13 protein-coding genes are annotated in these 13,324 nt (G+C 45.6%); 7 read left to right on the forward strand and 6 right to left on the reverse strand.

Features of this window, described 5'->3' with window-relative positions; translation table 11 throughout:
* Positions 1-6: 6 nt before the first annotated feature.
* The gene (locus ACKTRM_RS07210; protein WP_012117455.1) at positions 7-276 is read right to left on the reverse strand and encodes a hypothetical protein; all 270 of its coding nucleotides are present in this window, start codon (positions 274-276) and stop codon (positions 7-9) included.
* A gap of 159 nt (positions 277-435) precedes the next feature.
* On the opposite strand from ACKTRM_RS07210, the gene ACKTRM_RS07215 reads away from it, so the two are divergent.
* Together ACKTRM_RS07215 and ACKTRM_RS07220 are read left to right on the forward strand one after the other, a co-directional pair.
* Entirely contained in the window at positions 436-2,055 is a 1,620-nt protein-coding gene (locus tag ACKTRM_RS07215; RefSeq protein WP_007409642.1) for an ABC-F family ATP-binding cassette domain-containing protein, read from the forward strand.
* A gap of 112 nt (positions 2,056-2,167) precedes the next feature.
* Positions 2,168-3,076, forward strand: coding sequence for a ketopantoate reductase family protein (locus ACKTRM_RS07220; RefSeq protein WP_012117456.1), 909 nt, complete (start codon positions 2,168-2,170; stop codon positions 3,074-3,076).
* 31 nt (positions 3,077-3,107) lie between these two features.
* Here ACKTRM_RS07220 and ACKTRM_RS07225 read toward each other — a convergent pair whose 3' ends face one another.
* The 3 genes from ACKTRM_RS07225 to mreBH all read right to left on the reverse strand — a co-directional run bounded on the left by ACKTRM_RS07225 (position 3,108) and on the right by mreBH (position 5,654).
* Positions 3,108-4,340 carry an aminopeptidase gene (locus ACKTRM_RS07225; protein WP_012117457.1) on the reverse strand — a complete coding sequence of 411 codons (1,233 nt, stop codon included), beginning with the start codon at positions 4,338-4,340 and terminating at the stop codon, positions 3,108-3,110.
* A 100-nt stretch (positions 4,341-4,440) separates the two neighbouring features.
* On the reverse strand, positions 4,441-4,575 hold the full coding sequence (locus ACKTRM_RS07230) for a protein YkpC (protein WP_012117458.1): 135 nt from the start codon (positions 4,573-4,575) through the stop codon (positions 4,441-4,443).
* A 71-nt stretch (positions 4,576-4,646) separates the two neighbouring features.
* Positions 4,647-5,654, reverse strand: a complete 1,008-nt coding sequence (gene mreBH / locus ACKTRM_RS07235; RefSeq protein ID WP_003154558.1) for a cell shape-determining protein MreBH — start codon at positions 5,652-5,654, stop codon at positions 4,647-4,649.
* Between the two features lie 270 nt (positions 5,655-5,924).
* On the opposite strand from mreBH, the gene ACKTRM_RS07240 reads away from it, so the two are divergent.
* The 5 genes from ACKTRM_RS07240 (at position 5,925) to ade (ending at position 11,103) form a co-directional block, all read left to right on the forward strand.
* Complete coding sequence (locus tag ACKTRM_RS07240; protein WP_003154557.1) at positions 5,925-6,209, forward strand: AbrB/MazE/SpoVT family DNA-binding domain-containing protein; 285 nt, start codon at positions 5,925-5,927, stop codon at positions 6,207-6,209.
* A 172-nt stretch (positions 6,210-6,381) separates the two neighbouring features.
* Positions 6,382-7,686, forward strand: a complete 1,305-nt coding sequence (locus ACKTRM_RS07245; RefSeq protein WP_007409646.1) for an ATP-binding protein — start codon at positions 6,382-6,384, stop codon at positions 7,684-7,686.
* 1 nt (position 7,687) lies between these two features.
* A complete protein-coding gene (locus ACKTRM_RS07250; RefSeq protein WP_012117459.1) occupies positions 7,688-8,515 on the forward strand; it encodes a gamma-glutamylcyclotransferase in 828 nt (275 codons plus the stop codon).
* Between the two features lie 40 nt (positions 8,516-8,555).
* Positions 8,556-9,221 carry a Ktr system potassium transporter KtrC gene (gene ktrC, locus ACKTRM_RS07255; RefSeq protein WP_003154554.1) on the forward strand — a complete coding sequence of 222 codons (666 nt, stop codon included), beginning with the start codon at positions 8,556-8,558 and terminating at the stop codon, positions 9,219-9,221.
* A gap of 148 nt (positions 9,222-9,369) precedes the next feature.
* Positions 9,370-11,103, forward strand: coding sequence for an adenine deaminase (gene ade, locus ACKTRM_RS07260; protein WP_012117460.1), 1,734 nt, complete (start codon positions 9,370-9,372; stop codon positions 11,101-11,103).
* A gap of 31 nt (positions 11,104-11,134) precedes the next feature.
* Here the strand turns inward: ade and rnjA are convergent, their stop codons facing one another.
* Together rnjA and ACKTRM_RS07270 are read right to left on the reverse strand one after the other, a co-directional pair.
* Positions 11,135-12,802: a ribonuclease J1 gene (gene rnjA, locus ACKTRM_RS07265; RefSeq protein WP_012117461.1), complete on the reverse strand. Its 1,668-nt coding sequence runs from the start codon at positions 12,800-12,802 to the stop codon at positions 11,135-11,137.
* Between the two features lie 5 nt (positions 12,803-12,807).
* Positions 12,808-13,017 carry a DNA-dependent RNA polymerase subunit epsilon gene (locus tag ACKTRM_RS07270; RefSeq protein WP_003154548.1) on the reverse strand — a complete coding sequence of 70 codons (210 nt, stop codon included), beginning with the start codon at positions 13,015-13,017 and terminating at the stop codon, positions 12,808-12,810.
* Positions 13,018-13,324: the final 307 nt, after the last annotated feature.

Consider the following 13,324-nt stretch of genomic DNA (forward strand, 5'->3'; position numbering starts at 1 on the left):
CGTTTTTTATTTGGCAAACGAGGCGGCGACGGCGATGAACATTACCGTGGCCAGCACTGATCCGACAATGGCCAGAACGCTGAAAAAAAGATTCACCTGCTGCTTCTCTTTGCCGCGTTTTTCAAGCATCCGTTTTGAAAAGAGATGCGAAAACGTGTAAATGAGGGCGATTCCGACGTACAAGCCGATGTCACGTGCGGTAAAGCCTGTGACGGCCAGAAAAATCCCGGTAAAGAAAATCATAAGACAATATTCTGTGAGTGTTAAAAGCTTCAACTTGTTCCTCCGTGATGAATATGTATATATATCTATTGTATCACAGGGCTCCGGGTTTGCCTGCATCTTTTCAAACCCGTATATTCGCAGGGAAACATTTCTCTTCCCCTTTATTCATGGTATACTTTTAATGATGATAGACACGATGGAGGATTCTAAATGATTGCTGTAAATAATGTGAGCTTGCGTTTTGCGGATCGCAAGTTATTTGAAGATGTCAATATTAAATTTACGCCGGGCAACTGCTACGGATTAATAGGCGCAAACGGTGCCGGAAAATCAACATTTTTGAAAATTTTATCCGGTGAGCTGGAGCCGCAGACCGGCGATGTCCATATGAGCCCGGGCGAACGTCTTGCCATTCTGAAGCAGAACCACTTTGAATATGAAGACTTCGAAGTGCTGAAAGTCGTTATTATGGGACATAAACGTTTATACGAAGTCATGCAGGAAAAAGACGCGATTTATATGAAGCCTGATTTTTCAGATGAAGACGGCATCCGCGCCGCTGAGCTTGAAGGAGAGTTTGCGGAATTAAACGGATGGGAAGCTGAAAGTGAAGCCGCTATTTTGTTAAAGGGCCTGGGCATCTCTGAAGACCTGCATACGAAGAAAATGGCTGACTTAGGCGGTTCAGAAAAGGTGAAAGTGCTTTTGGCACAGGCGCTGTTCGGCAAGCCGGACGTTCTTCTGCTTGATGAACCGACCAACCACTTGGATCTGAAAGCGATTCAGTGGCTGGAAGAGTTTTTAATCAACTTTGAGAACACAGTCATCGTCGTATCCCATGACCGTCACTTTTTAAATAAAGTGTGCACGCACATCGCCGATCTTGATTTTAATAAAATTCAAGTGTACGTCGGCAACTATGATTTCTGGTATGAATCCAGCCAGCTTGCTTTAAAGCTTTCTCAGGAAGCCAACAAGAAAAAAGAAGAGCAGATTAAACAGCTTCAGGAGTTCGTGGCCAGATTCAGCGCCAACGCCTCTAAATCAAAGCAGGCGACATCAAGAAAGAAACTCCTTGATAAAATCACGCTTGATGATATCAAACCGTCATCACGCCGTTATCCTTATGTCAATTTCACGCCGGAACGTGAGATCGGAAATGACGTGCTGCGGGTTGAAGGCTTAACAAAAACGATTGACGGGGTTAAGGTGCTTGATAACGTCAGCTTTATTATGAACAGAGAAGATAAAATCGCTTTTACGGGCCGCAACGAACTTGCCGTTACGACATTGTTTAAAATCATTTCCGGGGAAATGGAAGCAGACAGCGGCACATTTAAATGGGGCGTGACCACTTCCCAGGCGTACTTCCCTAAAGACAACAGCGAATATTTTGACGGCAGCGATGCGAACCTTGTTGACTGGCTCCGCCAATACTCGCCGCATGACCAAAGCGAAAGCTTTCTGCGCGGTTTCTTAGGACGCATGCTGTTCTCAGGAGAAGAAGTCAACAAAAAATCAAACGTCCTTTCCGGAGGAGAAAAAGTGCGCTGCATGCTTTCAAAAGCGATGCTTTCCGGCGCGAACATTTTAATTCTGGATGAACCGACAAACCACTTAGATTTGGAATCCATTACGGCGCTTAACAACGGCTTAATCAGCTTTAAAGGCGCTATGCTGTTCTCATCTCATGACCATCAGTTTGTACAGACAATTGCCAACCGCATCATTGAATTAACGCCTAAAGGCATTGTTGACAAACAAATGTCTTATGACGAATTTCTTGAAAACGCGGATGTACAGAAAAAGCTTGAAGAGCTATACGCGTAATAAAGAAGCAGGGGAGACTCTGCTTTTTTATTTATGAAAAAAGTTTTCAATCTTCTGACTTCCCGTTACAATAAATGAATACATAACTTGAAAAGAGACGGAGGAATGCATCATGAAGTTTTTAGTTGTCGGAGCTGGGGGAGTAGGCGGATATATCGGCGCGCGTCTTGCAGAAAAGGGGAATGACGTGACGTTTCTCGTCCGCAAGAAACGGGCGGAACAATTACAAGAAACGGGTTTGACCGTCAGAAGTGCAAAAGGTGATGTTTCAATTAAGCCGAAATTAATGATGGCGGGCGAAGAAGGAGCATTTGACGCGGTTATCATCGCTTCAAAAGCGTATTCTTTGCAGGACGTCATTCGGGATGTCAAACCGTTTGTCAAACCTTCGTCGGTCATTATTCCTTTTTTAAACGGATACAGGCACTATAACCAGCTGTTTGAAGCTTTTTCAAAACGGCAGGTGCTGGGCGGCCTCTGCTTTATTGAGAGCGCCCTTAACGACAAAGGGGACATTCTTCATACGAGCGCTGCCCACCGCTTTGTTTTCGGTGAATGGAACGGGGAACGCACGGAACGTATGAATGAGCTGGAAAACGCATTTGCAGGTGTGAAAGCGGATGTCATCATCAGCCGGGATATTGAAAAGGACATTTGGAAAAAATATATGTTTATTGCCGCGCAGGCGGGAGTGACCACTTTGTTTCAACAGCCGGTCGGACCGATTTTAGAAACAGAAGGCGGCCGCAACACCGCAAAGCGCCTCTTTGCTGAAATCGGAGCCATTTTCAAGGCTGCCGGCATCCCGAAAGATCCTGGTCTGGAAGAAGAGAGTTATCGCACATTGACAAGCATGTCTTACCATATGAAATCGTCGATGCTGAGAGATATGGAAAAGGGCAGGGTGACGGAAGGTGATCATTTACACGGATTTTTGCTTGAGAAAGCGAAAGGCTTGTCAGTTGATACACCTGTTTTGGAAACCGTCTGCGCCAACTTGCAAATGTATGAAGCGAAATAAAAAAAGGAGGCCTGATCGCCTCCTTTTTTTATTAAAATGCCCAGTTTCCGTTTCTGAAGATCGGTTCTCTTTTGCCGTCCGTAGTAATGCCGTCGATATTCATATCTTTGGAACCGACCATAAAATCTACGTGTGTAATGCTTTCATTTAAGCCCTCTTTGACAAGCTCTTCCCGTGTCATTTGTTTGCCGCCCTCAATATTAAAGGCATACGCACTGCCGATCGCCAAGTGGTTAGAGGCGTTTTCATCGTACAGTGTGTTGTAAAATAAAATATTTGATTGTGAAATCGGTGAATCGTACGGCACTAAGGCCACTTCACCGAGATAGTGTGAGCCTTCATCGGTTTCAACGATGCCTTTTAAAATCTCCTCGCCTTTTTCAGCTTTCACATCGACAATGCGGCCGTTTTCAAAGGTAAGAGTGAAGTTATCAATAATGTTGCCGCCGTAGCTCAGCGGTTTCGTGCTGGAAACCGTGCCGTTCACCCCGTCACGCTGCGGGAGGGTGAAAACCTCTTCTGTCGGCATGTTGGCCATGAATTCGTGCCCGCTCTCATTCACGCTTCCCGCGCCTGCCCATACATGTTTTTTCGGCAGTTCAATGGTTAAGTCTGTTCCTTCAGCCTGATAATGCAGGGCGCTGTAATGTTTTTTGTTTAAGTGTTCCACTTTTTCATGAAGGTTTTGATCATGTTTTTTCCATGCTTCCACAGGGTTTTCTTCATTTACGCGGGTCGTTTTGAAAATTTCTTCCCATAAAAGCTGAACGGCTGTTTCTTCCGGCTGATCCGGGAACACTTTTTTCGCCCAGCCTGTTGAAGCGGCTCCGATCACCGTCCAGCTGACCTTATCTGATTGAATATATTGTCTGTATGTATGCAATGCTTTTCCGGCGGCTTTTTGGAACGCTGCAATCCGTTTGCCGTCAGTGCCTTTTAACAGGTCGGGGTCGGATGAGACGACAGAAATAAACGCAGCCCCTTTTTTCGCGAGCTCTTCTTTTCCTTTTGCTTCCCATTCAGGATACTCTTCAAACGCTTCAAAAGGTGCCATCTCGTATTTTAATCTGGACAGTTCATCGTCCTGCCAATTTACGGTGACGTTTTTAGCGCCTTTTTCATAAGAATGTTTGGCAAGCAGTCTGACAAGTTCCCGAACATCAGTTGAGGCATTGATTACGACGTGCTGTCCTTTTTGGACATTGACGCCGACTTCTACCGCCAGCTGAGCATATGTATGTAACTTTTCAGTAAACGAACTCATCGTTCATTCCTCCTCATCGGTTTTTCTCATCATATCAAATATCGCCTCATAAAGGAAAGAAAGGAGCACAAACGAAAAAGACACAGCTTTTGCTGCGTCTTTACGGATGATTCAGTTTTACGGGGCCGCCGGCCGGAGAATGGGGCATATTGGCCAGTGAAATGCTCATACCCCCCAGAATAATTCCGCTTAAAATGACGGCTACTGCTACGCGTCTTCCCACATCTCTAAGCATATGCTTCCTCCTTAATGTTTCTCCAGTTCTCACAATATGAGCCGGCCGGAGAAAAAAGAAGCACAATCTTATTATTTAATCGCTTTTTGCAGCTTGTCGATGACGTCTAATGAACGTCCCGTGCCGATAGCCACTGATTCAAGCGGATTTGCCGCCAAATGAACGGGAACGACGATTTCATCTGTCAGCCATTCTTTCATCCCGTTTAAAAGGGAGCCTCCGCCGGTTAACACGACGCCGCGGTCAACGATATCACCGCTGAGCTCCGGCGGACAATCTTCAAGTGTCGCTCTGATCGCTTCAAGAATATGCAGGAGCGACTCACGCATCGCGTGCTGAATTTCATTAGATTGCAGTCTGATTGTCTTCGGCAGACCGGTTACAAGGTCACGCCCGCGGATTTCCATCGTTTCCGGCACATGTTCGATCAATGCAAAACCGATTTCCATTTTCACTTGTTCTGCCGTACGTTCCCCGATCAGCAGGTTGTATTTTTTTCTGACGAACGAGGCGATATCTTCATCAAGCTGGTCGCCGCCGATTCTGATCGAATGGCAGGATACGACGCCCCCGAATGAGATGATGGCGACTTCAGTCGTACCGCCGCCGATATCTACGACGACGTTTGCGACCGGCTCGTCAACAGGGAGGTCGGCCCCGATTGCAGCGGCTACGGGTTCTTCAATCAAGTGAACGTTTTTCGCTCCGCAGTTTTTGACAGCGTCACTGATGGCACGGCGTTCAACGGCTGTTGAGCCTGAAGGCGTGCAGACGACGACATTCGGTTTGCGGAAAGTCATGCCGATTTTTTTTCCGGCTTTTTTCATAATGTGTTTTAATAAGTCAGTTGTCATATCATAATCAGCAATGACACCGTCTTTCATCGGCCGTACGGCGACGATTTTCCCCGGCGTCTTTCCGATCATGCTTTTGGCATCCGTTCCGATGGCAAGCACCGCTTTCGTTGTTGTATCTACAGCGACAACGGAAGGCTCGTTTAAAATAATTCCTTTATTTTTACTGTAAACAAGTATATTAGCGGTTCCTAAGTCGATTCCGATCTCAGTTGATTGAAACATGTTTTCACCCAATCCCTATCCTGATTTAATTGATTCTACATTTAAAGTTTCCGAGAAAAACCACGATTTTTGGGGGTTTCCGCCGGGAATGAAATGTTTTTGTAAAAAAGGAGGGAAAGTCTGTATCCCATATTTCAAAAGAATTTTCTTCTGTAAAAAAACATTCAGTTCCGGATGCTGAGAAACTTTTGCTCCGTTCCTTTCGTCTACGTTTATGAAGGATTTTCCTTGGACATAAAGAAGAGACATTAAAGGAAGTAGGGGATTTCTATGAAATCGATTGGTGTAGTAAGAAAAGTAGACGAACTCGGGCGTATTGTCATGCCGATTGAATTGAGAAGAGCATTGGATATCGCTATTAAAGATAGTATTGAATTTTTCGTTGACGGAGACAAAATTGTCTTGAAAAAATACAAGCCGCACGGCATTTGCTTAATGACGGGGGAAATTACTCCCGAAAATCAGGAGTACGGCAACGGCAAAATTATTTTAAGTCCTGAAGGAGCGAAAATGCTGCTTGAGGAAATCGAGGAAGCGTTAAAAGATAGATCATAATCAGCAAAAAGGGCGGAGCATCATTCCGTCCTTTTATTATGAACTTGTGCAAAAACTCACGGGAAAAGTAAGCGAACCTGCTCAATTAATTGGGAATAGTTATCATTTTTTAGTCAATAATGCAGTCAACAATGTTACAATATATGTAGAAATGCTAGCGGCAGGTGGGACTATGGGAAAATATCAAGCGCGTATCATTTCCTTAATCTTGGCAATGATTTTTATTATGTTTTGGGATTATTTATTTTATATGATTGAACGGAATCCGATTAACTGGCCCGTTGACATCACCTTTACCGCCGTCACATTAATCAGCGTCTGGCTGCTGGCTTATTATGTGGATAATAAAAAGCAGCTGCTGGCGGAGCTGAAGGACAGCGAGCAGAAAGCAAAGGCGCTTTCAGATGAGAAAAACCGGATCATGGACAATCTGCAGGAAATCGTTTTTCAGACGGATGCACAAGGGAATATTACATATTTGAATCAGGCCTGGACGGCGATTACGGGCCACTCCATCAGCGAATGTATGGGCACGATGTATAATGATTATTTTATAAAAGAAAAACATATCATTGATTATATTATCTCCCAAATCAAGCAGCAGTCCCCGTCAGGAATGTTTACGGCCAAATATATTAAAAGAGACGGCTCGATCTTTTGGGGAGAAGTCCATTATAAGCTGTATTATGACCGCAGACAGAAATTTGTCGGAAGCCTGGGGACGATGTCTGATATCAGTGAACGGAAAAAAGCGGTCGACGAGCTTCTGGAAACGAACGAACGCCTTGCCATGCAATCTCAAAAGCTGGCCATTGCCGGGGAGCTTGCGGCAGGAATCGCCCATGAAGTAAGAAATCCTTTAACGTCAGTCAGCGGCTTTCTCCAGCTGATGAAAGCCCAGTATCCGGAAAGAACGGATTATTTTGATATCATTTTTTCGGAGATTAAAAGGATTGATCTCGTGCTGGGGGAGCTGCTTCTGCTCGCCAAGCCGCAGACCGTGACGTTTACCGCTCATCATCTCAACCATATTTTACGGCAGGTGGCGACGCTTCTTGACACGAACGCGGTGCTGTCGAACACTGTAATTGAGAAGGATTTCAGGCAGACTGAGTCCTGTATGGTCAACGGTGACGAAAACCAGCTGAAACAGGTATTTATCAATATTATTAAAAATGCGATTGAAGCGATGCCTGACGGCGGGAATATTCATATTTATACAAAACGGGATGAAGAATACGCGGTGATCAGCATACAGGATGAAGGAAACGGCATGTCGAAAGAAAAGCTTGAAAACATCGGGAAACCGTTTTTCTCAACAAAAGATCAGGGAACGGGTCTCGGGCTTCCGATTTGTTTACGAATTCTGAAGGAGCATAATGGTAAACTTAACATTAAGAGCAAAAATGGAGAAGGCAGTACGTTTCAGGTGATTCTGCCGTTAGAAGCGGCTGCTGTCCAAAAGGAGGAAAAATAACTTGCTTCTTTTTGCATACGGTTTGTTACGGAAGCGTGAAGAAAACCATGAACTGCTGAAAGGCGCTCCGTGTGTGTGCGAGCAGGCCGCGATAAACGGCGTGCTGTACGAAACGGATAAAGGTCAGCCTGCGGCGTCTTTAGCAGAAACAGCTTTTGTGTACGGGGAATTGTATGAAACAGATCATCAGATGATCCGTAAGCTGGATGCGTATTACGCTGATTTTGATCGAAAAGAGGTTGCCGTGACGACGGATGCCGGGAATAAAACCGCCTTCGCATATGTCGTAAAGCCCGACCAGTGTGCCTCATTCAACCGTATCAAAAGCGGAGACTGGAAAGAATACCGTTTTATGAAACGGGAGGATGACAGTCCGGTTTATTATTTCGCTTACGGCTCCTGTATGGACAATGCCCGGTTTAAACAGGCGGGGGTCGACCACTTTTTTGCCGAGCCGGTCGGAGGGGCGGTTGTTGAAGGGTATTCGACGAGATTCACATTAAGGCGTCCTGACGGTTCCAGAGCCGATCTTGTTGAAGACGGGGGACGAACTGAAGGCGTGCTGTACAAGCTCCCGTTTGAAGCGGCAACCTATCTGTACAAAAGAGAAGGTGTTGATAACCACACATACCGTCCCGCGTTCATAGAAGTGTGTGCCGGCGGCCGTGTATACAGAGGCGTCCTGACGTTTCTCGTTCTTGATAAAGCTGAGGAAATTGCGCCTCCGGGTCACTATCAGGAAGAAATCGAACGCGGAGCGGACCTGTATTTATCGCCCGCCTTTTCAGAAAAGCTTAAACGCTATATGAACTCATTGCCGAAAATGTGATACTATTCCTATTAGAGATATTGTTTAAAGGAGTACTGTTATGAGAAAAGAGTTTGCCGTTATCGGTCTCGGACGCTTCGGCGGAAGTATTTGCAAAGCATTAAGTGAAGAAGGCCTTGAGGTCATGGCGATGGATATTGATGAAGATAAAGTAAATGAATACGCCAAAATCGCATCACACGCGGTCATCGGCGATTCAACCGATGAATCGGTGCTGAAAAACTTAGGGCTGCGCAACTTTGACCACGTCATTGTGGCAATCGGCGAAAATATACAGGCGAGCATTTTAACGACGCTGATCTTAAAGGAACTCGGCGTGAACACGATCACGGTTAAAGCGCAGAACGATTATCATGAGAAAGTGCTTGCGAAAATCGGGGCCGATCACATCGTCCACCCTGAACGTGATATGGCAAAACGCATCGCCCACAACATCGTATCAAATAATGTGCTTGATTATTTGGAGCTGTCCGACGAACACAGCATTGTGGAGATCGTGGCCAACAGCAGGCTTGCGGGCAACACACTGCTTGATCTGGACATCCGGGCGAAGTACGGCATTAATATCGTGGCCATCAAGAGAGAAAAAGAAGTGATCGTATCTCCGCTGGCGACTGAAATGATCCAAAAAGAAGATATTCTCATCGTTATCGGCTCTCTTACGGACATTTCCCGATTTGAAAAAAGAGTGCTTCACACAAAGTGAAAAGCCGTCCGTAAAAGGACGGTCTTTTATTATGTCAGAATAGAAAGACATTTATCGTGTAAGCGGTATTTTCTGCAATTTTTATTGACTATGATCAGGCGATCCGATAGCATATTGTACCATATAAAGAAAAAGAGGAGGCCTCATTTTGAACAAAGAAACACTGGCTGAACGGCTGAATGCATCAGCCGGCAGACAAAAAGCCGATACCGTCATTAAAAACGGAAAAATCATGGATGTATTTAACCAGGAATGGATTTCTGCAGATATCGCCATTACGGGCGGAGTGATCGTCGGGCTGGGCGAATATGAAGGGGAAGAAGTCATTGATGCAGAAGGTCAAATGATCGTTCCGGGCTTTATTGACGGACATGTTCATATCGAGTCCTCTATGGTTACTCCGATTGAATTTGCTAAAGCCGTCCTCCCACACGGAGTGACTACTGTCATTACTGATCCTCACGAAATTGCGAACGTTTCCGGAGCAAAAGGCATTTCTTTTATGATAGAGCAGGCGAAAAAGGCGCCGCTGAACATCCGTTTCATGCTTCCTTCCTGTGTTCCCGCCGCTAGCTTTGAACGCTCAGGAGCCGTATTAAAAGCCGAGGATTTAAAGCCTTTTTATCAGGAGAAAGAGGTGCTCGGACTTGCGGAAGTAATGGATTATGTGTCTGTTGCGGAAGGTGAAGAGGATATGCTTCAGAAACTGCTTGATGCCAAGCGTCACGGAAAACGGATCGACGGGCATTTAGCCGGACTGTCTTCAGATATCATCAATATATACAGAACCGCAATGGTGTCAAATGATCATGAAGTGACGACAAAAGAAGAAGCGCTGGACAGAATCAGACGGGGAATGTATGTCATGCTGCGCGAAGGATCGGTGGCAAAAAATACGCTCAATGTGCTGCCGGCGGTGAATGAAAAAAACGCGCGGCGCTTTTTCTTTTGCACGGATGATAAGCATGTAGATGATCTGCTTTCAGAAGGAAGTGTGAACCACCAAGTCAAAATGGCGATAAAGGCGGGACTTGATCCATTCCTTGCGTATCAGCTCGCCAGTTTAAATGCGGCTGAGTGCTACGGTCTTGAAACAAAAGGGGCGGTAGCGCCGGGTTTTGACGCAGATCTGCTGTTTATTTCAGATGTACGGGAGGCTGTCGTCACGAAGACCATGGTCGCCGGCCGGACCGTTGCCGAGAACGGACGCACGGTTTATGAACAGTCTGCCGGTTCCTATTCGCCGGACCAGGCGCTGTTGGATACAGTGCGGCTGAAAGCGCCGCTGACTGAATCGGATTTTCATATACCGATTCAAGAGGGTAAGAAAATGAATGTAATCGAAATGATACCGAATCATTTGGAGACGAGAAAAAAAGAAGTGCCTGCACCGTCTGCTGACGCGTTTTGTCCTGATACAGAAAATGATTTATTAAAAATCGCCGTCGCAGAGCGGCACAGCGGCGAAAAAATGATAGGACTCGGGATTGTACAAGGGTTCGGGTTAAAAGAAGGCGCCATCGCCACAACCATTTCTCACGATTCCCATAATATCATCGCCGTCGGTACAAACGATGCCGATTTGGCAAAAGCAATCAACAGGCTCCGTGACACCGGAGGAGGATTAACAGCTGTGAAAAACGGAGAATTGCTTCACTCCGTTCCGCTTCCGATCGCCGGGCTTTTGTCTGATAAGTCGGCGGAATGGGTCAATGACAGCTTGGGCGTGCTTCATGAAAAGCTTCCTCTGCTCGGATTCACCGGTGATTTCAATCCGTTTCTCACATTATCGTTTTTAGCGCTTCCGGTGATTCCGGATATTAAAATGACAGCAGCCGGTCTGTTTGATGTCAAAGCCTTTCAGCATATTCCGCTGCAATAAAAAAACTGCACTCATTACGAGTGCAGTTTTTTTAGACCTCCATAATGATCGGAAGGATCATCGGGCGGCGTTTTGTTTTTTCGTATAGGAACGGAGCAAGTGTATCGGTAATTTCGTTTTTAATTTCGGACCACTGCGTTGTTTTCCGATCCATTACTTTCTCCAGATGGTTTGAAATGAGCTGCTGCGCGTCATTGATCAAATCACCGGATTCTCTCATGTATACAAAACCTCTTGAGATTAAATCAGGCCCCGCCGAAACCCTAAAGTCATCCATATTGATGCTGACAACAACGATAACAAGGCCTTCTTCTGAAAGAATGCGGCGGTCGCGGAGCACGATATTGCCGATATCACCGATTCCGCTTCCGTCAATGTAAACGGAGCCGGACGGAATTTTGCCTGCCACAGCGGCTTCTTCGCCTTTGAGGGCCAGCACTTCGCCATTATCCATGATAAAGCAGTTTTCTTCGGGTATGCCGCAATCAGTCGCGAGTTTGACGTGCATTTTCTGCATTCTGTACTCACCGTGAATCGGCATAAAGAACTTCGGTTTGATCAGGCGGAGCATTAATTTCTGCTCTTCCTGTCCGCCGTGTCCGGATGTATGAATGTCATTCAATGAACCGTGAATGACTTCTGCGCCCGCACGGTACAGCTGGTTGATGGTGCGGCTTACGCTGATTGTGTTTCCGGGAATCGGAGAGGAAGAAAAGACGACCGTATCTCCGGGATTAATGGAAATCTGCCGGTGCGTCCCGTTAGCGATGCGTGATAACGCCGCCATCGGTTCACCTTGGCTTCCCGTACATAAAATTGTTACTTTATTGGCAGGCAAACGATTGATTTCGTTATGCTCAATAAACGTATTTTTAGGACAAGTAATGTAACCGAGATTTTGTCCGATTTCAATAGCCGATTCCATACTGCGTCCGAATACGGCAACTTTTCTGCCGTTTAAAACGGCTGCTTCAATCACCTGCTGAAGACGGTGTATATTCGAAGCGAATGTCGCAAATATAATTCTGCCGTCCACTTTTCGGAAAATATCGTGAATGCTTTCGCCTACGCGGCGTTCTGACATGGTGAAATCAGGAACCTCACTGTTTGTACTGTCAGAAAGCAGGCACAGAACGCCTTCTTTCCCGATTTCAGCCATCTTTGTCAAGTTTGCCGGTTCGCCTACCGGTGTGAAATCGAACTTAAAGTCCCCGGTATGTACGATATTGCCCGGCGGTGTTTTGACGACGATTCCGTATGAATCCGGAATGCTGTGTGTCGTTCTGAAGAAGGATACAGATGTCTTGCGGAACTTCACGATGTCGTCTTCACCGATGATGTTTAATTTGGTCTGTCTTAACAGCCCGTGCTCTTCAAGTTTATTCCGAAGTAAGCCGATCGCGAGTTTACCGCCGTAAACGGGAATATTTACTTGTCTGAGCAGGTACGGAATACCGCCGATATGGTCTTCGTGACCGTGGGTGATAAACAGACCTTTAATTTTATCTTCATTTTTTACTAAATACGTGTAATCGGGGATTACGTAATCAATGCCGAGAAGTTCATCTTCCGGGAACTTGATTCCCGCATCAATCAGTACAATTTCATCCTGAAACTGCACCCCGTACGTATTTTTTCCGATCTCGCCCAATCCGCCGAGGGCGAAAACGGCAGTCTGGTCATTTTTTACAAATTTCATTCCGCTCATAACTCCAATACTTTAAAATTTTCGCTCTGCTTCTCATATTCTAAAAAAGCACCGTCCACAGGCTGAACAAATTCAATGTTGTATTTCTGATCTTTCAGTTTCGTTCTGACGTCCCGTTCTGAAACGCCCTCAATGTAAAGTGAATCTGTTTTTTCCCGAACAGGTACTTCGTCAGCCTTCTCTTGATAAAATACCTTATAAATCATCCAAATCTCTCCTTAAATGCCGTATGTTAGACTCGCTTATTCTATTATATTCGAAAACGGATTATAAGGAAAGTCTCGAGCAAAAAAGGGACTTTCAAAAAACGAAAGATCCCTTCTACGCGATGACTTTTTTCCGGAGCATTCCGCCCCACTGTCTTCTGAGTTTCTTCCGTAATCGGCGCAGCATCGTATACCTCCTTTAAAGCCCTTTATAGCAGTAGTATGCGGAAAAAATGAATTTGTTTTCGTGGGTAAAACTGGAATTTCATCAAGGCGGTTTTCCGGAAGAAAAACTTTCTGTATGATG

This window comes from Bacillus sp. D7-8 (assembly GCF_052055895.1).
Taxonomy (GTDB): domain Bacteria; phylum Bacillota; class Bacilli; order Bacillales; family Bacillaceae; genus Bacillus; species Bacillus velezensis.